The following is a 21,985-nucleotide window of genomic DNA, read 5'->3' on the forward strand; positions in this document are numbered from 1 at the left end:
CTATGCCCCCTATTAGAATCAATTGAATCAGTATTTTACCCCTCATACGCTTCCGTACCCTCATCAGATGTTCTATTAGAGCGTTTGTCTAAGAACACCTGCACGATGGTTAACCCGATAACGATCAAACCCAGTACAATGACAGCTTGATTAAATAAAGAGTCTGATCCATATTGTATCGACATGTAAACGGTCGACATCGGGTCTTTAAATGTAAAATTAGGTGTTGTTAATGCCAATAATGGGGTCACGAACAGTGCTACCAGTCCTACAGAGACAAACCAGCCCAATAACCGGTGCGTGACAAAGGCAACACGGATTAATCCTGATCCTGCTAATAGAAGGAGGATGGTAAAGATCGTCCATTCAACTGAACGGGATTCAACTAGCGGATAAATGTCCAATCCATAAAGGCTAATAACAAATCCTACAATGAGATTTAATAGTAGGAATATCACCCCTTGTATCCAAAGGGGAGCATTTTGGAAGTAATAGCTTGTGTATCCGATAAGTAAACTGGACAACAAGATAATAAACAAAATCACAACAGGTGGCAGGGCACTTGCTTTCTTTTCTTCCGGGACATCTCCATTTACATTAAGAGGATTCGTCAAGAAATCATACACATACCCATTGGATTGTCCATCAACGAACGCGTTCCCTAAAACACTAAATACATCATCGCGAATTAATTGAGTGGAGGCTACATTTGTCGCCCACTTATTATTCAGTGTATCCGCATCGCTTTGAACATTGGATACATTCGATTGAAGCTCATTTGTATAGGACACAATTGTATTTTGGCTTTCACTCACTGTATCCAGGAAGGAATGGATAGACTTAATTTCATTTCCAATTTGCTTCTGGTTCCCTACTAAATCTGGCCCTGTTGCCCCTGATACCGGAGTTGGAGCCGCTTGATCCGGCTGTAGTATACGATTTAATACGTTAGTAGCTTCTTGATTGATCGCATTCAGGCTCTCTGTAAGCTGAGATTGCTGGTCATCAAGAGTTTGGTTGTATTCTGCTGCAAACACGGTAAATGAGTCTTGAAGCGTGTTAAGAGCATCCTCTGTATTCGGCAGCCCTGTATTTAACTGCTCCCACTCCGCTTGTTCAGACTGACTTACTTTCAGAATCTCATTAATCTCATTTTTCAGTTCTTCATCCTGAAGAACGGTCGCTTTTACTCCATTTTCCGTTAACATACCGTTAAGAGTCGCTTCATAACGATCCAGGTAAGAGTAATATTGTAGAAGATCCATAAGCTTATAGTTATTAATCCCGCGAGAAAAATAACCATAAAGAGTGTTTCTTCTATTTTCAGATAAAGCGGCTGAGTTCAGGATGGAGGTTTCTTTATCCTCGATTTCGGCAACGATATTCGAAATATTGTCAGAGAACATCTCCAATTGGTTAATCAGAGCTTCATTCGTTTCAGTCAATGTCGTAACCTGATCTTTAAGTTCTTGATTTTCAGTTGTAAGAGTTTCAACTTGCTTCGTCAGTTCATCGATTTTATCGATTAAGGTCTGATTATCTTCAAGAAGTCTTGAAACTTCTCCCAACAGTCTATCCACTTCTGCCTGCAGAGGGTTTTCTGAACTATTATTTTTTCCTTGCAGCTGCGTTCGAACCTGCAGGATGCGATCATTGATTGTTTGAATATTATTCACTGCCTCGGTTATAGCTTCAGGTGTTGGTTCCGTTAAATTGGTCAGTGTATCTTTCAACGCATCGATTTCTGTTGAAATGGCTGTCAGTTCACTTATTTCCGGATCTAAATTCGGTGGTGCAGGAGGAGGATCGCTTGGTTCCCCTGGCCCGGGCTCACCTTCTTGGGAGGAAATGATGACCTGTTGAGGGTCAGGTTCCTCTCCGTCTTTTAGTTGCTCAGGAATTTCAGGAGGAGCGGGTGGATTAAAAATCTCTCCGTCACCTTCAGCCAGCTTATTGTTAAGTTCAAAAATATTTCCTTGCAGGTTATTTAAAGTCGTGGTGTCCTGCAATTGCTGATAGAAGTTCAACACCCGTTCCTGGTATGAGTAAAAATCTTCTACCTGCCTCCCTACTTCTTCAAACCTGCGTTCTTGTAAATCTGTAAACACCGTCTGGTTCGTTTCCATATTACTATTTAATTGGTTCATTCCTGCAGCAAGGGATTCACTTTGTTCAGAGAATAGCGATTTTGCTTTCAAATATCTTGGCTGCTGGTTTTCAGTTGACGCGTTGATCATTTCAACCGATTCGGATTGAATATCCGCGAGTAATTGCTTTTGATTATCCTGATATTCTCTATACTGATTGACATATTCAACAAAGCTGGAAAGGCTTTGTTCAAACGATGACAGCGTGTTTTGCTGCTGTGGTGAACGGCTGTCTGCCTGCTGAATCGAGTTTTGCAGGTTAGACAGCATCGAGGTCTGTTGTTGGATTTGGCCGGCCAAATCTTTCGAGCTTGGTTTATAGAATGACAGCATCGTTTCTTGGAAAGCCCGCTCTTTTTGTAGGATTTCATCGAATTCGGCACGGATATTCTCCATGTCTGCCGATACATAATTCCAATAGAGTGAGGACATCTTGTTATTCACTCTTCTAGTAGCCTTTTCAATCTCTAAAAGGACTTTTTCTTTGTTTACAGCATTCAGTTGCGTTTGAACTTTATAGTTCAGATTTGTTTTTACTGGTCTTTCCTCATCATATGTCATCACTTTGTCAGAGAAGTCCGAAGGTATATACACAACGGCATCATATTTAGAGCTTTGAAGACCGTTTTCTCCTGCACTTCTACCTACAACTGTCCATTCAAAGGATGATTGATCCTCTAGAATGGACGTAACATCCCCTCCAAATGCCAACGTCTCTCCATCCAATTCTGTTCCGGCATCTTCGTTCACAATGGCGATGGACTGAGTAGCGTTTTCTTTCACTTTCAGAGGATTTTCCCCAACTGACCGGAAGAAAAGAAGTGGAGTGGCAAGAATCATCATGACCGCTAATAAGAGTTTAAATAGGCTTACTTTCTCTGTCATGCGTGTACTTTCCTTTCCGTTACCATAAGTGGTATTTGAATTTTAGTTTCTTTACCGTTTTCTACAAAATAACCAAATCCTGGTTGGATTTCTGGTTCTCTTCGATCATAGCTGAGCGTGAACAAGGTTTGTTCAGATTTCTTCATCAAGACAAGAGCCTGACGAACCTGCTTCATTTCGACTGTCAAAGTGTCGTAGCCTTTTGTTAATTCACTGTTGTTTCCTGAAACAATCATGCAGAACCCTAAGTGACTATAATTTTTCATACATTTAACAATTCTGTCTTGAAGCAGTGCATCCAGATTCTGCAGAAACCTTGCATATCCATCTACAATGAGGATGACAGGTGAGAAGGATGGAAGTGCACTCCCCTTTTGTATAGACAGATTATATTGCTCTTCTCTTAAACTAAATAATTCTTCAACTCTATTAAGCCACATAGTGATATGTTCTTTGTTCTCCATATAGACTACTTTTTCTTCTTTCATTAAATTTGAAAGTCCCCTGTCAATGGAGTCGAATATCGCTATATGCTCACTATCCTGCAATAACGCCGTATTGGCTAAAACCTTCAGGACGTTTGTTTTTCCTTTTTGTGCCTGTCCCAATACGAGACAATGCTTCGTCTTTTTAAAGTTTACGTATACCGGCTTAACTAATTCTTCGTCTAAGCCGACCGGAAGCAGCCCTTCTTTCCTGCCTGAATCTGTATATTGAGTAAAGTTGACCATCGTCAACTCTGTCGGGAGCATAGGCACCGGATCAGGAGACATTAATCCCTTATACTTTTCTTTCAATAACTGAATTTCATCCTTTAGGAGATTCATCTGCTCATAATCGTCCTTCCCTTCTGTTGGAAGGAATACTTGAGAAAAGAAAGCTGTATCTTTCTTAACAATCGCTCTACCTGGAATGGCTTCAGGGGTGAATGGTAATCGCCCAAGCATCGTATAAGCCTCTGAGCTGTCCATCAGATAGTGAACGATTTTTGTCTTTAAATTATTCATTAGCGACTGACGGACTGAATTTACCCGGGTAGCTGTAAAATACATATACACTCCCAGTGACTGACCATCCCTTGCAAATTGATTAATTTGCGTTTCAAGCTCTTGCATCTCTTCTTTAACCAAATCAAAATTGTCAATTGTTACAAATAGAAGAGGCAGTTTTTCTTCACTTATGGTGTTATACATTTTAATCGAGCTCACTTCCTGCTTTTGGAAGAGCTGCTTTCTGCGGGCTAATTCATCATCCAATATGCCGATGAATTTCTCGATCTTTCTTTCTTCATCGATGAGGAAATAGTCTGCAGTGTGCGGCAGCTGCTTTAAAGGCAGTAAGCCACCGTTCCCAAAATCAAGAAGATAATAATGAACTTCCTCAGGTGTAAACTGAGTGGCCATCCCCATCAATAAGGTGATTAGCGTTTGAGTCTTTCCATATCCTGAAGAACCAAAGACTCCGACATTCCCATCCTGAATCACTTCATAATGGTACGGGGTCTGACTCTGTTTCTCTGGTTCATCAATCATGGAAAGTAAAATCTTATTCTCTTCTCTCTGTGCAAATGATGTACGGTAGATACGATTTGAAAGAGGAGGAAGCCATGGGCTGGAAAGCTTTTCTAACTTCATTTGTTCCTGTAAAGCTTCAATTCGATCGACGACAGCATCAATTTCACTGACCATTTCCTTTTGATTGCTTGGATTAGTCGATACTTCAGACAAAGGAATCAGTCCCAGGTCCGTGATAATCGCCACTTCATCCTCTGATTCGAAGGATTCCTCCTGATAAGGGGCTCCACTCCATGCGGATTGAAACAGGTCATACACCTCATTATTTCCGACCTGTAAATACCCTCTTCCTGTTACTGTCAGCGAGGCTGCGTCCCCATTTTTTAGGATTTCACGGCTGTCTTCCGTATTCTGCACTTTAAGAGCGACGCGGAAGCGGGCATTACTCCATATCTGGTTATCGATGACTCCTCCAGGCTTCTGAGTAGCAAGGATAAGATGAACCCCCAGGCTACGACCGATACGGGCTGCACTTACAAGTTCTTTAATGAATTCCGGCTCTTCACTCTTAAGTTCAGCAAACTCATCTGATATTAAGAATAAATGAGGAAGGGGTTCTTCCGTTTTGCCTTGCTTGAAAAGGCGTGTATAGTCATTGATATGATTCACTTCGTAACGATCAAATAAGCGCTGCCTGCGTTTCAATTCACTCTTGATCGAAGCGAGTGCCCTAGTACTGAAGTTCTTACTTCCTTCAATATTGGTTATTGTCCCTAATAAATGCGGGATATTCTTGAAGGGCTGGGCCATTCCTCCACCCTTGTAATCGATTAATAGAAATGCTACTTCGTGAGGATGGAAATGAACCGCTAAAGAAAGAATATACGTTTGTAAAAATTCACTCTTTCCTGAACCGGTTGTTCCTGCAAGTAATCCATGGGGTCCATGTGCCTTCTCATGCAAATTCAGCTCGACAAGATCTTCTTTTCCTTTCAGACCAACGGGAACAGCTAAGGATTTAGCTGATTCTCTGGATAGCCAGTTCTCTTGAATAGGAAGCTGATCAACATCCCTCACCCTAAGCATGTCCAGAAAAGAAACACTTGAAGGGATGGAGTTTGTCATTCCGATTTGATGATTAAGAGTCCTCAATGTCCTTGCATACTGCTCATTGCCCTCATGCTTGTATTCATCCATTTCGAATGGAATCTTAACTGCTTTTTTATTTTGAATCAGAATGTCCCCTTGCTTGTCATTGATATAACGAACGAGAGTGTGAATATTGTCAGACAAGCTCTCTTTAGCCTCTGCAGCGAAAATGACGGACATTCCTAAATGAGCGTATTCCCCTTCTAAATACTGCAGAATCACATGGTCTGAAATAAGCTGATGGTTGGTTATGATAAAAACGTAATGTGGTGAAAAACGGACTTTATCTGAGTCTTCTTCGATATCTCTTTCTCGAATGACCTCATAAATGGAAGAAAGAATTTGATCCCTGGTTTTCTCGTTATAAATGAACCCTTTAGCAAAGGACTGTGGTAATTGAAAGTGTGGTAACCACTTCATCCACTCCCAATCCGGATACTCTTCCTCATGAAAAATGTAGACAAACCGGACATCATGGTAACTATGAAAGAACGCCAATTGCCCGATCAGCTGGTGAATCTCATTTTTAAAGACGGATTCTTTACCGATCAAACCCATTGCCCCTTTATGAAGATCCGCTGTTACGGGTAATTGATCAATCTCACGATAAACCCTTTCTAACTTCTGGGACTCTTCCAATAACTCATCCATTTCACGGTTTGACATATCGGAAGAATTCACTGAAATACTGTAGCTTGCAGGTACCTTTCCACTTCCTAACCGAAACTGGAGGAAGTCCGAACTTTCAAGGGTCCTTTCCCAAAGGCGATCGGAAAGCTGCTCTGTCAGATACTTCATTCTTTCAAAAGCAGGAAAGTGAAATTGCAGAACATCTGCCTGTTTCTCGGCAAGCTCCTGAAGTTCTTTTCTCTTACTCTCTAAATAATGAGTATAGATCCGTTTCCTTCGTTCCTTGGATTTCTTTCTATTGCTCTTATCTTTAAAAAATTGTACGGTTGACGTTACTAAAGTGGTTGTAAACATCACCATTGAGATAATAATGAAAATTCCACGTGGAATCACGAGTGCTACAATGGCCATGACGATTAACATCATCAATGGGGGAAGAATGATCAACCATAAACTGCGATTTGTATCGCTCGACTCCTGACTCGGAAAGGACAATTGAACCTTTTCATCAGGAAGATCATAAATCATGCGTGGCGTTCGGCGATAATTAGGGTATTTCTTCTGCATTTCTGATGTAGGACGTATAGATGCCATTAATTCAGTTTGATAGTCATCGATACTATGTATCTCGATTAAATCATCTTCTAATAGGGTAATAGTTAAAAAAGGAGAAAATAAAATGTCTCCAACCTTAAGCTTTTGTTTCCCCTTGACCAGATGTCCGTTTAGATAAAGCGAAGACGCCTCATCAGTACCCATTACCCATTCATCATCGCCATTTTTATACCAATGGCAAGTTTGAATGAGATCCTTTTTCTCATAATAAATGGTTGCGTCCGGTTGTTCAGTAGAAATACTGATTTCTTCTTTATGACCGACATAATAGATTTGAGACTTTATTGGTAAACGGGTGACCATTATGTGCAGTTCTTTATCACCTGCAAGCAAAGATTCTTTGCGGCCAGGTTTAAGAATCCTTTCTTCTTTCCCGTCTTGATATAGCTTGAAAGTATCGCCGGAGTGCTCTACTAAAATGGACTCGGCAGACGATGGCAACGATAAAATCGTGATTGAATCTTCCAATCGTGGACCTAATGTAATTTTTTTATTTTCATCCTCAATCATGATTGACTGATAGTAATGATCGTGAAAAACCCAAAGGGCATACATATGCTCACCTCCCCAGTTAGTTTATTTGTCAGGATTCCTTCTTATCAGGTTGAGTTGGAGGGGTGGAACTCTCTCCATCAGTCTCTGCCGGTTTTTGTTCAGGTGTCTTTTTCTCGTCATTCTCTTGCGGTTCTTCCGTTGTTTGTGCCGGTTGTGATGTCTGTTCGTCTTCCAGCGCTTTCATTTCTTCCTCGTATTCAGCTATTTCACTTTCAATCTCATCTAGTTCCTGCTGTCTTTCCTCGCTATCAAGATCTCCGTCTGCCTTGACTTGCTCTCGGTACTTAAGAAGTCCAAACAGAATTAAATCCCGGTCTTCTAAGAACCTGGCTGCTTCTAATGCTTCCTCAGCCTTTCCTCTTCCGATATTGATCCAATACTCATAATAAAGTGGATCTGATTGAAGGGAGACAGTATTTCGTACATTCTCTTTTTGGTCTTCTGTTAAGGATTCGTTAATAATATAAGAGAGTGCAAGTTGATATTGAGTGACCTTCGGAATTTCTTCAACGTCATAAGACTGTAGTTCAGTTACCACATCGCTATATTTATTCAGGAGAAAACTCTCTTGAGCTGCTACTACCCTCTCCTGCTTGGGGAACAAAAAGAATAAAGAAAATATAGAGTAATTAATTGCCGGTACTAAGAGCAATGATATTCCGATCAGTACATAACGATTGAGTTTCCACTTTTTCTTACTCACAGTCATGAGGAGGGAATCAGACTTTTTTGCCTCTTTTATTAAATGATTTAACACTTCTCCGACACGTTCGATGCTTTCGGCTTCCAAGATATCCTTGGTCATTGACGACAATTTTAGAGTTTCGCTGAACTTAAAGTAATCATCAAATGTATGCTGACGATCTACAATAGCTGCAACAGTAGCTTTTGTCTGCTTTAACAAAAAATCTGCGTCTTTTTCGTAAGGGGGAAGACTCTCCTTAACGCCATAATGGATAAAGTGGGGAGTCAGGCCTTGATCAAATACAATATTTTCCGGACAAATAATGAGATGGAGACGTGATAAGGTATGGTTTCGTACGTTCTGTACCAGTTGATAGGCAGACATCAACCTTTCTTTCTCATTCGCTTTTAATTGGGGATAAAAAGAGAAGGAGTCAGGTATGGTATTCACGATGCATAATTCATCATTTTCAATCGTGATTTCTCTTTGTATGGATGGGTTAATGTTCTTCAGGAAGTGAATTTCCTCAATTTGATCCAACTTTATCTTTTCTTTTTGAAAGATAATTGTCATTTTGTTTTCTTTTTTATGTACAATGGCTTCGAGCTTTTCTTCTAAGTATGATCCACTTTTTTGTGACATTCTATTGGTCTCCTTTATAATATTTCAATTCGATCTCCTGAATGAATTCCAGCATCGATCAACCTTGCATGACCGGGAACCACTTTTTGTTTATTTACAACACGAATCCAACAACCCTCTCTGGGATCGGTTGTAAGTTTCTGAGATTGCCACACAAGATCGATCAGTTTTTTAACAGTATGGTAGTTTGATAATCTAAGATCGAAGCTCTTCTCCTCATAATGTCCTAAATCGATGGTAATTTCTATATACATGTCGGGTTTCACCTCATAAGGAAGGAGCGCCACATAATGATAAGCGCTCCTTCATGTTTAAAATGGTTGGGGATAAACTTATCCGCGAATTTGATTGGCAATTTGAGCATCTGCATCTTCAAGAGACTTAGCAGTGCTAGTCAATTGCATTGAGATGTCTTCAAGCAGTTGCTGCATTTGCAGGAATGAAGGACGCAAAGTTTGATATTGCTCTCCAAACGCGCGGCTTGATTCACCTTCCCACATGCCTTCAAGCTCAGAAATCATATTATCCAGGCGTGAAATCTGCTCTCCTACTTGGCTGCTTTCACTTGTGTATCGGTTCGACATACTAATCAATTCTGCTGGGGTAACACGAATAATTCCTGACATGTAATTCCTCTCCCTTAATTGAAATTGTTGGTGGTAATCATCTATATCAAATCAGAATACCCAAATATGAAACATGAACCTTGTAAACTATGTAACCCGTTTTATTTCATTAAAATCCTTTTTATTACAATTGTTTCCACACTTCCAATATCATACTATTATAAACATACATATAAACACAATTTTTACAGTGAAAAGGAAACTTTATAACTACAGGGATAAATACTTTCAGGTCATTTGGTACAATAATCGCTTGATGAAATTAGGAAAATAGTTCCAAAATAAAGACTTAAGACTCTCCATTAATAGCATGGAAAGGTGGTTATACATTGAAGGATCAGACGCATTAGTTACAAGTACTTACTATATATCCTTATTTTTACTTTTATAAACCGTTTATTTTTTTAAAATTGCATGTGATTTTTTATTTGGCGAATTAATTAAAAAAACTTATTCCCCCCTTCTTTTATAACTGTCAAAATTCATTCCATAAGAAAAATACCCATTTTTTTCTTTTTTTCTAAAATAATATATATTTCTATATTGAAAATTCCTTTTATTCGCGATATGGAAAATACCTTCGATTTCCTATACAATTTATGTAAATAGCAATGTCGCGGGGTGACTTATTTGTTCAAATTATTACTAATCGAGGATGACACTACCCTATTTAACGAAATCAAGGATCGACTTTCCCAGTGGTCCTATGATGTATATGGAATCACGGACTTCAATCAAGTGATGCAGGAGTTCGCCGAAGTGAAACCGGATCTTGTGATCATTGATATTCAATTGCCCAAATTTGACGGTTTTCACTGGTGCCGGATGATCCGCACTCATTCAAACGTACCTATCCTGTTCCTTTCCTCCCGTGATCATCCTACTGATATGGTCATGTCTATGCAGCTTGGGGCAGATGACTTCATCCAAAAACCCTTTCATTTTGATGTCCTGATCGCAAAGGTACAGGCTACGCTCCGGAGGGTGTATAACTATAACACCGAACAGGTGAGCATCAAGACCTGGTGCGGGGCAACTGTTGATTATGAACGTAACACCGTAGCCAATGAACGGGGGTCCATCGAATTGACGAAGAATGAAATGTACATCTTAAAGCTCCTAATTGAGCAGAAAAATAAGATTGTTAGCAGGGATGCGTTGATTAATAGCCTCTGGGATGATAAACGGTTCATCAGCGATAACACGTTGACCGTCAATGTGAACCGCCTTCGGAAACGGCTTGAAGAGATTGAATTGGGCCGCTTCATTGAAACCAAAGTGGGGCAAGGGTATCTGGCCATTGAAGAGGATTCACCATGATCCGTACATACTTATGGGAACGAAAAAGCTGGATATTGTTCTTTATCGCTCTTCACCTGTTATGGATCTTTGTTGCCTATATCGATACGGCCATCCCCCTACAACCGATCCTTTATATGGTGTTCATATCACTGCTCTTTTTCATCGTCTTCGTTTTCATTCGTTATCAGAAGGAAACCCGTTTCTTTAAACGACTGAAAGAATGGGATCATAATCTCAATATTACAGGAGTGGATGCCCCCGATACTCCATTTGAAGAAATCGTTTCGGATAGTTTATCGGAGCAGGCCAACCTTCTGAGGAAGGCAGCATCTGAAAATCGGATGCTGCTCGAGCAGGAAAAGGATGACCTCCTGTCCTGGATCCATGAAGTGAAAACCCCACTGACTGCCATGCATTTGATGATTGAGCGTTTAGAGAACCAATCTTTAAAGGCTCCATTAAAATACGAATGGCTGCGGATCCACCTTCTGCTGGATCAACAGCTCCATCAGAAACGGATGTCGTTTATGGAGAATGATTTATATATCGAGAAAACCGATCTTGAGACCGTTATATTTCAGGAAATAAAAACGCTGCAATCCTGGTGTATTCAAAAGGGAATTGGATTTGACATTCAACTGGATATCACGGAAGTGCTGAGCGATGCGAAATGGCTTGCTTTTATGATCAGGCAGTTATTAACCAATGCTGTTAAATACAGCACAACATCGGATATTATGATTAGAAGTGATCATCAAGATGATAAGGTGACCCTCACTATTCAAGATTTTGGCAGGGGAATAGACCCCAAGGACCTCCCGAGGGTCTTTGACAAAGGTTTCACCTCAACCATCGACCACAATGATCACGCTTCTACCGGAATGGGACTATATTTAACCAAAAGAGTTTCAGAACCTTTACTGATTTCTATAGATGTTACGTCTAAACGAGGCGAAGGGACCCTGGTCACCCTCACCTTTCCCCAGAAGAATGATTTCGTCCAACTTACAGGCGTGTGACAAAAATGTCACATGCTTTTCTGTTTTGTTCGAACAATAAAAGGAAAAGAAACTTCCTGCTTTTTATAATAAGGGTATCAAATCAAAGGAGTTTTTCACGATGACGATATTAGAAGCAACAAAACTTCATAAAAGCTACGGCAATAAATTCAATAAGCAGGAAGTCTTGAAGGGAATCGACCTGTCGATCCAAAAAGGAGAATTCGTGAGTATCATGGGGGCATCGGGTTCTGGAAAAACCACTCTCTTAAATGTTCTTTCCTCCATCGACAAAGTGAGTGAAGGTTCGATAAAGATCGAGAACAATGAAATGACGATGATGAAAGAAAAGCAGCTCGCTGAGTTCCGGAAGAATCACCTGGGTTTTATCTTTCAGGATTACAATCTGCTCGATACATTGACGGTGAAAGAGAACATTCTTCTGCCTTTATCCATTACCAAGACACCCAAAAAGGAAGCCGATCAGAAATTCAACGACCTTGCTTCAGAGCTTGGGATTCTTGAACTGAAAGATAAGTATCCGAACGAAATCTCAGGCGGCCAGAAACAGCGGACATCAGCAGGCCGGGCATTCATCCATGAACCAAGCATCATTTTCGCCGACGAGCCAACAGGTGCTCTCGACTCAAAGTCGGCATCTGATCTCTTAAATAAGCTTAGTGAGTTAAATCAAAAGCTGAAAGCGACGATCGTCATGGTGACTCATGATCCCGTGGCAGCAAGCTACTGTAGTCGGGTGATTTTCATCAAGGATGGGCAAATTTATACTCAATTAAATAAAGGCGAACAGGAAAGACAGCACTTCTTCAAGGACATCATGAAAACCCAAGGGGTGCTCGGCGGGGTGCAGAATGAACATTAATACCCTTATTTTCAGAAATCTCAAGAAAAACCTCAAGAATTATTACCTTTATGTATTTGCTCTGGTCTTTAGTGTCGCGCTTTATTTCGCCTTTGTGACCCTGCAGTATGATCCATCCATGGATGCAGCAAAGGGATCCATCAAAGGCGGCGCAGCGGTTCGTGCGGCTTCCGTTTTACTTGTCGTAATCGTCTCTATTTTTCTTTTATATGCGAATACACTTTTTATTAAAAGAAGAAGTAAAGAAATCGGGTTATTTCAGTTAATTGGCATGACAAAGAATAAAATCTTTCGTATTTTGAGCGTGGAGAACTTCATCCTTTATTTCGCGTCTATGATACTCGGTATCTTGATCGGATTTTCATTCTCGAAATTGATCATCATGATTCTATTCAAAATAACCGGAGTCGAGGCGATTGCCACACTCCACTTCTCAACACAGGCACTTATCCAGACCATCATTGTTTTCTGCGCGATTTACCTGCTGATCATGCTGATGAACTTTGTATTTATTAAAAGACAAAGCATTTTATCACTGTTCAGAGTCCGTTCATCGACGGAATCAAAAGTGAAAAAAATGTCCAAGTTTGAGATCATTATCGGGATCTTCGGGATGATCTTGATTGCCTCTGGGTACTACGTATCTTCTAAATTGTTTGGTGGTGACCTTACGACCATGCCCCAGCTGTTTGGGGCCATGATTTTTATCCTTGGCTCGGTCATTATCGGGACCTACCTGTTTTATAAAGGATCCGTGAGCTTTATTTTTAATGTTATTCGCAAGAAGAAAGATGGCTATCTGAATATCAACGAAGTCCTATCCCTTTCATCCATCATGTTCCGGATGAAATCGAACGCCTTATTGCTTACAATTATCACGACGGTATCGGCACTGGCTATAGCATTATTGTCTCTGAGCTATATAGGCTATTATTCTGCTGAAAAAACAGCTCAAAATAATGTTCCGACCGATTTTTCATTTACAAATACACAAGACTTCCAACACTTTAAAGATGCCCTACTGGACAACGGCATCGAATTCAAGAAGGAAGAAATCGAAGTCATTGAAGTATTGGTCAACCTGAAAGACATTACAGACTCTGAATTTGGGGAACTGAACGGTTCATTGGATGCCATGCCGAACTCGGTCATCAGCGAGAAAGACGTTGAAGGCGTCGATGTAAAAGAAGACGAAACGGTCTTTACAGGATATAGCGACTTACTTCAAAAGGTCATTCCGTTACATGATTCAGGGGTGACGGAACTGAAAGGAAAGACGGAGGTCACCAAGCTTAAGTACTTGGGAATGAGGGAAGAATACCCGATTTCATGGTATTTTACAGCAGGGGGATCACCTGTTGTGATCGTTGATGACAATGTATTCAAACGCCTGAAGAATGATTTAGATCCTGCTATACAGAAGGAATCTTCTCTCTACATCGGGGTGACGATTGAACAAGAAAAAGATATCTTGAAAGCAAACGACCTCTTTCATGAGTTAAGCCTCGACGAAGGATGGGCAAACGATTCCCAGTATGATATGAAAGCAGAACAGAAACAAAGTATCGGACTCATCATGTTTATCGTTGGGTTCCTTGGTCTCACCTTCCTGATCACATCCGGATGCATTCTGTACTTTAAGCAAATGGACGAAAGTGAAGATGAGAAACCGAACTATACGATTTTAAGAAAACTGGGCTTCACTCAAGGTGACTTGTTGAGAGGCATTCAAGCCAAGCAGCTTTTCAGCTTCGGAATCCCTCTCCTCATCGGTCTGCTGCACAGTTACTTCGCGGTTCAATCCGGATGGTTCCTGTTCGGTGCCGAGGTTTGGACGCCGATGATTATTGTAATGGGGTTATATACAATTCTGTATTCAATCTTTGGTGTATTATCGGTTCTGTATTATAAAAAAGTGATCAAAGCATCGCTCTAATAGAAAGAGCCATCCCGTTAAAAGCCGGGATGGCTCTTTTATGTAGTCCGAGGTTACTTCCTTTTTTGGCTTTTCATCTTGTTCGTTTCAAGCTCGGCAGCGTATTCTTCCTGAGTCTTCCCTTGTTTGAAGCTCTCAGATTGGATTTTTTTGAATTTGTTATCATTTTGATTTGGCATGTCCACACCTCCTGTCTTCACGGTTATTATGAACATGCTCGTGAAATTTATTCTTTACTTCCTTTTTGATATTCAAGGCAATGAAAGCCCCATACCGCTAAAAGAGAGAGATTTTATTTCACTAGATGATTTTCCTTTACTCTCTCCAACACCCCAACAATCTCCCTTACTAATTTATCGCCCGTTGCTTGTTTAGCTTCCAACCACTCGATACCGTTTTTACTCACCATTCTTAACGTCCAATTATAAGAGGGGGATGATAGAACATGAACACCTTCAATATTCCATTCATTTTTATCTCTGTAGAACATCATTAATCGATTAGTATGAATCTTTCTTTGTAGTGATCTATTAAACTGCTTTATTAGTAAACTATCCGAGTCTACATTGTTATTAATCGCTACCTGGTTCAGGTTGATTAAGGTTCGACGTTCACAGTAGCGAAGATAATCACTTGGAATTATATATAGGGGTTCTTTTAATCGAACAGATCGATTTTCGATACCCATCAACATTCGGGGAACGATGATTTGTTTGATTGTATGGTCAGGTGCTGGGTGCTTAATGACCTTATAGCTCATCTCATTCTCTTTCAGACATTCAATGACCTGATCATCACTAAAGTAAAAAACACTTTGTTCCTGCTGATCTGTTACGATTTCTGCAACCAAATTGCTTCTTGCAAGAACCCACATGGCTTCGATAAATTGATCCTCGAATTTTAAATCACCTTCGATATAATCCACCAGCTCCATCTTATTCAGCTTTTTGAACATCGTTTCCCATTCCTTTTCCAGTTCATCTTCTTGATAATGAGGGAATGGGTTTGTTACACCTATCAGTACTTTTCCACCTAACATCTTTACCAGTAAATATAAGTCCTTGCTGGTCACTATCCAATTAGACAATTGTAATCCCCCTTTATAACCCTATGTCTTAACCAAACTTCCTCGACGTTTTCGGTTTTCCGAAATCTGGATAACTCTTTATAACTTTTTCATAGTTATTTTTAATGTATATAAAGCGATGGATATAAGTCGATAAATAAGCTGGTAAAATGGAGACGACGGAATAAGCTATGATCATAGCAATCATATAGGCAGAATCAGTAACCAGATACGACATCAGAAACTGCGCAATAATATATCCAAAACTTGAAGCGGCAACTATTGGAGTTACATTAAACTTTGATTCACCATTTTGAAGTTTAGTATATGTACCTGAATATAGCATTTTTACGTTAAGAATTTGAAACGTAGCCAGTAACAAGAGCATTAATAGTATACCTATTACAAAGTAACTGCTACCTTCAACGTAAATATGTATATATAAGAATTTCTGAATAACAAGGAAATACACATACGTATTAATAATCCCAAAAACACCAAGATACAAGTAATAAGATTTTTCGAATTTATATGGGGCTATAATATAAAAAAGAGCCCACAAATGGATACATATAATCGGAATTAGTGCAGCCCAGAATAACGGGGCAAAAAAGGGAATACTCAGGAGCGGCAACAAACCTAAGAAATCCATGCATATTACTAAAAAACCAATTACGTTTCTTCTGTTTTCTCTAGGGAATTGCAAATTCTGCAGGTAAAAGGTTGCGATTTCACTATGTTTTTTCATTTGTGTTCCTATTAACCCGTTTTTTTATTGTCATGAATATATGATATGACCCTGTTAATATCTGTCGTATAATATAGGACCTGATTGATATCGTACATCACTTTATGTTCAACGATAAGGTACTCATCAGGATGGATGTTGTTAAAAAACTTCTTCCACTTGTTCCTCTTCTCCATCTTTTTTGTTTCTTCATCTAATTTTTCAGAGTCAAACTTGTAGACGGCGTAACTTGGCACTTCTATCTTAGTGTTAGGAAACGCATTCTTTAACTCCTCGATCATTTCATTTTGAGGTTCAATCTCTGTCACAACCACAACATTTTCTTCTGTTGCATCCAAGATTTTGTTTGATTGGTAGTCATATTCTTCATCACTCATTTCTTTTTCTGTGAAAATGGCGATACAAAAACGGTTTTCTTCTTTTTTCTTTTTTAGGAACACATTCTTCATCCCCTCTATGTGTTTTTTCTTAGCTTTTTAGGTAATCCAAATTCAGGATAAACTTGCTTTACCTTTTCCATGTTTCTTTTAATAAAGAAATATTTGTGAATACTCGTTGAAAAGAAAGCTGTAGCTATAGAGAGTAACGAAAAAACCCCTATAATAATAAGTATTTTCACCGAATCTACAAAAAAGGAAGATAGTATAAATTGGGCTAATACGTAGCCTATACCTGAGGCAGCAGCTATTGGCGAAAGATTTAATGTCTTTTCTCCTTTTTGAAGTCGTGAGTACGTACCGGAATACAGTGAACGTATGTTAATCCAATTCAAGACTACAAGTAGTGAAACACAGATTACCAACCCTATGAACGCAGGTACTATTCCTTCAACTTGAAAAGTATTATAAATAAGTTTTTGAATGACTAAAAAGTATACAAAAGTATTAATAACACCATACACTCCGAAAAAAAGATAGTATGACCGTTCAAATTTATATGGAGCAATAATAATTGGAATAGCCCATAAGTGTATTAGGATGACTGGAATGATTCCTGACCAAAAGATCAAGGGAATCATTGGTTCGCCTAATAAAAAAATGACACCAATGATATCCAAAAATATAAGAAAGAAAACGATTATATTCCCCCTATTTTCTTTTGGATTCTGAAATCTTAAATAAGATAATGTAATCTCATCAATTTTAGCTTTCTTCAAATAAACACACCTCTTTTTAACATAAGACCAATCATATTGAATTAATTGAGTTTAAAACCAAGATCCAACTTTATCAATGATACTTGTGGTCCCTTTTTTTATTGCATCTCCAATTGAATCACTCTCGCCATCACCATCAACATCCATAAATTTAACATCTGAAAGAGCTGTCGTTACTAGAATTCCTATTCCAGCACCCACTACTGCTCCGACGGCAACCCCAACCGGACCACCAAATGCTACACCTGCCATAGCTCCAAATTTGGCACCTGCCATGGCAGATGCTGCAATAGAAGCACCTGCTATTGCTACATCTCCCGTTACATTTCCTGCAATTTCACTCCCAGACTGTTTATGCTGAACACCGTGGACGATATCACCAACAACAGTTGTTCCCACGCCTATGTAACCAATTTTGTTTCCAGCCCACTTAAATGACTCTTTGACACTGGTCATGGGATCCACTAATTTATAGAGCTTTGTATAGTTTGTCGCATTCGTACCTGAATAGTTTCTTTTATTAATTTTGTATAGTTCCGGCTTATCTACTTTTAACCTCACTCTATCCTTACCCTGTGCGGTAGTATAACCGCTCTTCGTCACACCAAAACCTTTTCGGGCAAGATTCACACCCTTCGCAGCCCCATACCCGGCAGCAGTCGCAATACCCAAATTCGTCGCCGCATTAATCGGCTGCTCTCGCCACTGATCAAAATTGACTCCCAACGTCGGTGTCGGGTCCCATTCCGGCTGCAATCCATTCACCGTATCAGCCGCTTCAACCCCATTCTCGATAAATCGGGGATTGTTGGTCAGCTTGAAATAAGGGTTTGTCGATCCGCTCTCAGACTCATATTGAGGGTTGTAACAGCTGTTGGGCTGATACGTATCGATTGAGATTTTCCCGTTGGAGAAGAGACCTTGAATTTGGTGAATGTATTGGTTCATCGTGTGGACATCCTGTTGGATTGGCTCCAGGTTGGCGGATTGACTTTGATCAAACTGGTGAAGTTTCTCGACGGTTTGATCTTTTTGCTGCCTCGCAACGTGAACCTGCTGAAGGAAAGAATCATCCTGTAATCTTGGTAATGAGACGATATCTTGAACACTTTGAATCGTTTCATTGGACTCACTTGTTAAGTCCATGACCACATCTCTTCCCCGATTTAATCCGTTTTCCATATCATTCTGTAAAAAGCTTTCCTGTATATATCCATTTTGGGCTGGCTCCAACCCTTGTATTTCATTTTTAATGGCTTTCAGGGTAGATTCATATGTTGTCACCATTTGCTGATAGAACTCCAGAAAGGATTGATGCGAATCCTGATAAAAAGACCGTATCGATTGACCCCCTTTTCCTTTGAAAGAGGCATCTTGAGAAATAAAGTCATTTATGGATGATTCGATTTCGATCATCTGTTCTTTTTGCTGGGTTAACTTTCGAAGCAATTGTTCTATTCCTGAATCCAGAGACATGACATCCAGTGTTTTCATCCCAACTTCTCTCCTTACCTGGCTTTGATATGTGAAGACAGTTCCTGATCGGCATCCGCCATATCCTGGACAGCCTGTCGTGTCAATTCTTCATTTCGCATAAGCAATTCTTTATAACTCTGTACCATCTGTTCCATGCTTTGGTTCAACTCGTTCAATTTTGTTACCACTTCCAGGCGATTTTCATGGCCAATGTTACTAGGTACATCCGGTTGAAGAGATTCTGCAGTGGATTTAATTTTTGAAAGGTGGTGGTCTATCTCACCTTGCACTACTCTGATTTCATTACCCATACAAGCTACCTCCCGCTATATTAAATACATTTCTTTCTATTCAACTGTTGCTTCAGCTTCAGATTCCAACCTATGAATGGTCTGTTCAATCGCCTGGATTTCACTTCTTATAGTTTGCATCTTACTGCTCAGCATAGAGAACACTTCACTAAACTGGTTATTTTCAATCTCTGTAAAGTAATGAAGCATTCCTTCAAGCCTTATTTCATCAAATTTATTTGCAAGCGTCCCTTGCCAGGTGAATGCAGATAATTCAGGATTTGTAATGGATTCCCGATAACTTGAAAATTCCTGTTTGTTGCCTTGAAGTTTGTTCTGACATTCCTGAAGCCTTTGAAGTTGCTCACGTTTTTCCCTTAACAACCCGTGGTAAAAATATAAAGACAAGAACCTTCACCTCAATTGATTACTCTAATTCATAAAATTTTCCAATCTTTTTAACTATAACATGGATGAAATTTTGTCAGAATGATAGAATCTGTTTATTTTTAGTATATGCAAGTAATCCTTTTTACCTATTCGATATATTATTTATCAATGAATAATACGAACTATTAATTAAGTATCACATTTTTTGTAAAATGAAACCTATTTCACAACTATTATTTTCCAGGTTCTGAAACTTTTCTTATATTAAACACGTATTTTAAGTCAGAGGTGAAAAAATGTACATAAACATACCTGAACCAACACAAACCATATCAATAAAAGCCACTAAAGTGTGGAGAATATCCAACACGATAGGACATACAACAGCACTGCTCATCATAGGAGCCCTAATGATATGCAGTGACCGATTCGATTGGTACGACTGGATCGGGATCGTTCTTTACATTCTTGGAGGGCTGTTCATTGTTTCTTCCATTTTCTCTATCTTTATTGAACCTATTTACCTGCAAAGAACCTGGCGCTATCAGGTCGATCAGGAATTCGTACAGTTGAAATTCGGGAAGTTTCAGCAACAGCACATCCTGATACCCATGGAGAAAGTGGAATACGTCCACACAGAGCAGGGACCCATCATGCGTCGCTATGACCTTTATGACCTTGAAATCGGGACTACGACCTCCAGTCACAAAATACCTGCCATACCGGCAAATGTAGCGAAGACATTAAAAGCGGAAATTGCCACCTTCGCAAAGATTCGGGATAAAGATTCAAATGAAGGAGAAATAGGAGCATGACCCATTTTGCCAAAAGATATCACCCAGCCTATATCATCGTCGAATTAGTATCAACCGCGAAGGGCCTATTCGGGTTCTATATCCTCCTGTTCCTACTTAAGGCGAATTCAACTGCCGGATGGGTAATATGGGGCCGCTACGCTCTGTTGGCTGCAACAGCGGTGTCTGTCCTGTCGATCTTTGCCAAGTGGATTTTCAACCGCTATGAATTAAGTAATAAAACCATCCTTTTCAGAGAAGGGATGTTCGTTAAAAAACAAAAAACGGTCTCCTGGGATCGGATCCACAGCCATAGATCCAATACGACCTTCGTTCATCGCTGGTTTGGATTAACTTCTTTAACCATGGAAACAGGGACGAGTGGAGAAAATGCCCAATTTGAATTCCCAGTCATCACACAACGAGAGAAAGTTCGCATTTTATCTTATCTCGAACAGAAGCAAAACAGAGATGAATCAAAAGATGGTATAAAGCCGGAACGCACGGTACACTTTCAAGCAACCAGGAAAGACCTGATTAAAGCATCCTTCACTTCACTCAGTTTCCTGGCGATCTTCCCATTACTGAGTGCCATCTATTTCAATCTGGCAGATTTCTTTTCCATCGAAGAATCAGCAGAAAGTGCCTGGCACTACTTGCTCGATCATGTGTGGATCCTGATCGTCCTTTTTCTCGCTGCCATGATCCTGTCCATCTTCATCGGCTTTGTAAAAACGTATATGAAATATGGAAACTATGTCATTAGTGATGACCAGGAACGGATTTATATTAAAAAAGGGATTGGGAATGAGGTCAGCTACTCAATTCCAAAGAATAGAGTACAAGCTGTCAGAGTGGAACAATCCATTGTGAAAAGGATACTCGGGCTTGTTTCGATCAAGTTAATCAGTGCCGGCTCCTTTGAAGGTGAAAAAGAGGAAATAAGTTATTTATACCCCTTTATGCCCAAACGTGAAGCTTATGATATGCTGCAGACCATCCTTCCCCACTACCCGATCAAAGAGGAGATGGAACGCTTCCCACTAAAGGTCCTTTGGCTGAAGCTTTTCCAACCTTATTATTTGACGATTGCTGCTGTAGTGGGCCTATGGATCTTTAAGATGGAATGGATTTGGATCGCAGGCATTGTCTTTGGAGTATCCATCCTCCTCAGAATCCTTGATTACTGGTTTACAAGCTACACCCGCCACTATCAAACCGTCCAAATTCGAAAGGGAGGCTGGTTGAACGAAACCTTCGTCACCCATCGGGACCGTATCCAGCAGGTGACCGTAAAGTACTCATGGCTCGATCGGAAGTTCGGAGTGGCTACCATCATGTTCTCAAATCGGGCAAATCCGACTCATGAGAGTTTGTTGTTTGGGGTGTCGAAAGAGGAAGCGGGTACGTTTTATGAGTGGTATCATAAGAAATCCGTCTCGAATTGAGACGAAATTTACTAATCTGGGTACAGGGGTGTCACATACGCTATCGAGAA

The 21,985-nt window shown here is 40.0% G+C and carries 19 protein-coding genes; 6 read left to right on the forward strand and 13 right to left on the reverse strand.

Features of this window, described 5'->3' with window-relative positions:
- Positions 1–35: 35 nt before the first annotated feature.
- From esaA to ACYH0O_RS24475, 5 genes are all read right to left on the reverse strand, one after another.
- Complete coding sequence (esaA, locus tag ACYH0O_RS24455; RefSeq protein WP_482630679.1) at positions 36–3,032, reverse strand: type VII secretion protein EsaA; 2,997 nt, start codon at positions 3,030–3,032, stop codon at positions 36–38.
- Entirely contained in the window at positions 3,029–7,495 is a 4,467-nt protein-coding gene (gene essC / locus ACYH0O_RS24460) for a type VII secretion protein EssC (RefSeq protein ID WP_482630680.1), read from the reverse strand. The genes esaA and essC overlap by 4 nt, the downstream gene beginning before the upstream one ends.
- Before the next feature lie 28 nt (positions 7,496–7,523).
- The gene (essB, locus tag ACYH0O_RS24465) at positions 7,524–8,822 is read right to left on the reverse strand and encodes a type VII secretion protein EssB (RefSeq protein ID WP_482630681.1); all 1,299 of its coding nucleotides are present in this window, start codon (positions 8,820–8,822) and stop codon (positions 7,524–7,526) included.
- Positions 8,823–8,836: 14 nt separating this feature from the next.
- On the reverse strand, positions 8,837–9,076 hold the full coding sequence (gene yukD, locus ACYH0O_RS24470; RefSeq protein WP_148970598.1) for an ESX secretion system protein YukD: 240 nt from the start codon (positions 9,074–9,076) through the stop codon (positions 8,837–8,839).
- 78 nt (positions 9,077–9,154) lie between these two features.
- Complete coding sequence (locus tag ACYH0O_RS24475) at positions 9,155–9,448, reverse strand: WXG100 family type VII secretion target (protein ID WP_034764875.1); 294 nt, start codon at positions 9,446–9,448, stop codon at positions 9,155–9,157.
- A gap of 630 nt (positions 9,449–10,078) precedes the next feature.
- On the opposite strand from ACYH0O_RS24475, the gene ACYH0O_RS24480 reads away from it, so the two are divergent.
- From ACYH0O_RS24480 to ACYH0O_RS24495, 4 genes are all read left to right on the forward strand, one after another.
- Positions 10,079–10,768, forward strand: coding sequence for a response regulator (locus ACYH0O_RS24480; RefSeq protein WP_482630682.1), 690 nt, complete (start codon positions 10,079–10,081; stop codon positions 10,766–10,768).
- Positions 10,765–11,769 (forward strand): sensor histidine kinase, encoded by a 1,005-nt coding sequence (locus ACYH0O_RS24485; RefSeq protein ID WP_482630683.1) that lies wholly within the window; start codon positions 10,765–10,767, stop codon positions 11,767–11,769. Before ACYH0O_RS24480 ends, ACYH0O_RS24485 begins: the two co-directional genes overlap by 4 nt.
- 100 nt (positions 11,770–11,869) lie before the next feature.
- Positions 11,870–12,631 (forward strand): ABC transporter ATP-binding protein, encoded by a 762-nt coding sequence (locus ACYH0O_RS24490; protein WP_149154905.1) that lies wholly within the window; start codon positions 11,870–11,872, stop codon positions 12,629–12,631.
- On the forward strand, positions 12,621–14,567 hold the full coding sequence (locus tag ACYH0O_RS24495) for an FtsX-like permease family protein (protein ID WP_482630684.1): 1,947 nt from the start codon (positions 12,621–12,623) through the stop codon (positions 14,565–14,567). The genes ACYH0O_RS24490 and ACYH0O_RS24495 overlap by 11 nt, the downstream gene beginning before the upstream one ends.
- A 53-nt stretch (positions 14,568–14,620) precedes the next feature.
- On the opposite strand, the gene ACYH0O_RS24500 is transcribed toward ACYH0O_RS24495, so the two are convergent.
- From ACYH0O_RS24500 to ACYH0O_RS24535, 8 genes are all read right to left on the reverse strand, one after another.
- Positions 14,621–14,746, reverse strand: coding sequence for a hypothetical protein (locus ACYH0O_RS24500; RefSeq protein ID WP_482630685.1), 126 nt, complete (start codon positions 14,744–14,746; stop codon positions 14,621–14,623).
- A gap of 113 nt (positions 14,747–14,859) precedes the next feature.
- The gene (locus ACYH0O_RS24505) at positions 14,860–15,654 is read right to left on the reverse strand and encodes a hypothetical protein (protein ID WP_482630686.1); all 795 of its coding nucleotides are present in this window, start codon (positions 15,652–15,654) and stop codon (positions 14,860–14,862) included.
- A gap of 28 nt (positions 15,655–15,682) precedes the next feature.
- A complete protein-coding gene (locus tag ACYH0O_RS24510; RefSeq protein WP_482630687.1) occupies positions 15,683–16,021 on the reverse strand; it encodes a hypothetical protein in 339 nt (112 codons plus the stop codon).
- Positions 16,022–16,392: 371 nt separating this feature from the next.
- Positions 16,393–16,821 (reverse strand): hypothetical protein, encoded by a 429-nt coding sequence (locus tag ACYH0O_RS24515; RefSeq protein WP_482630688.1) that lies wholly within the window; start codon positions 16,819–16,821, stop codon positions 16,393–16,395.
- 14 nt (positions 16,822–16,835) lie between these two features.
- On the reverse strand, positions 16,836–17,537 hold the full coding sequence (locus ACYH0O_RS24520; RefSeq protein ID WP_482630689.1) for a hypothetical protein: 702 nt from the start codon (positions 17,535–17,537) through the stop codon (positions 16,836–16,838).
- A gap of 51 nt (positions 17,538–17,588) precedes the next feature.
- Positions 17,589–19,031, reverse strand: coding sequence for a ribonuclease YeeF family protein (locus ACYH0O_RS24525; RefSeq protein ID WP_482630690.1), 1,443 nt, complete (start codon positions 19,029–19,031; stop codon positions 17,589–17,591).
- Between the two features lie 14 nt (positions 19,032–19,045).
- Entirely contained in the window at positions 19,046–19,324 is a 279-nt protein-coding gene (locus ACYH0O_RS24530) for a YwqI/YxiC family protein (RefSeq protein WP_482630691.1), read from the reverse strand.
- 36 nt (positions 19,325–19,360) lie between these two features.
- Positions 19,361–19,711 (reverse strand): YwqH-like family protein, encoded by a 351-nt coding sequence (locus tag ACYH0O_RS24535; RefSeq protein ID WP_482630692.1) that lies wholly within the window; start codon positions 19,709–19,711, stop codon positions 19,361–19,363.
- Between the two features lie 278 nt (positions 19,712–19,989).
- Between ACYH0O_RS24535 and ACYH0O_RS24540 the strand changes: the two genes are divergently transcribed.
- Together ACYH0O_RS24540 and ACYH0O_RS24545 are read left to right on the forward strand one after the other, a co-directional pair.
- On the forward strand, positions 19,990–20,508 hold the full coding sequence (locus ACYH0O_RS24540) for a PH domain-containing protein (RefSeq protein WP_482630693.1): 519 nt from the start codon (positions 19,990–19,992) through the stop codon (positions 20,506–20,508).
- Positions 20,505–21,935: a PH domain-containing protein gene (locus tag ACYH0O_RS24545; protein ID WP_482630694.1), complete on the forward strand. Its 1,431-nt coding sequence runs from the start codon at positions 20,505–20,507 to the stop codon at positions 21,933–21,935. Before ACYH0O_RS24540 ends, ACYH0O_RS24545 begins: the two co-directional genes overlap by 4 nt.
- Positions 21,936–21,985 lie beyond the last annotated feature (50 nt).

It is taken from the genome of Rossellomorea sp. H136 (assembly GCF_056838065.1).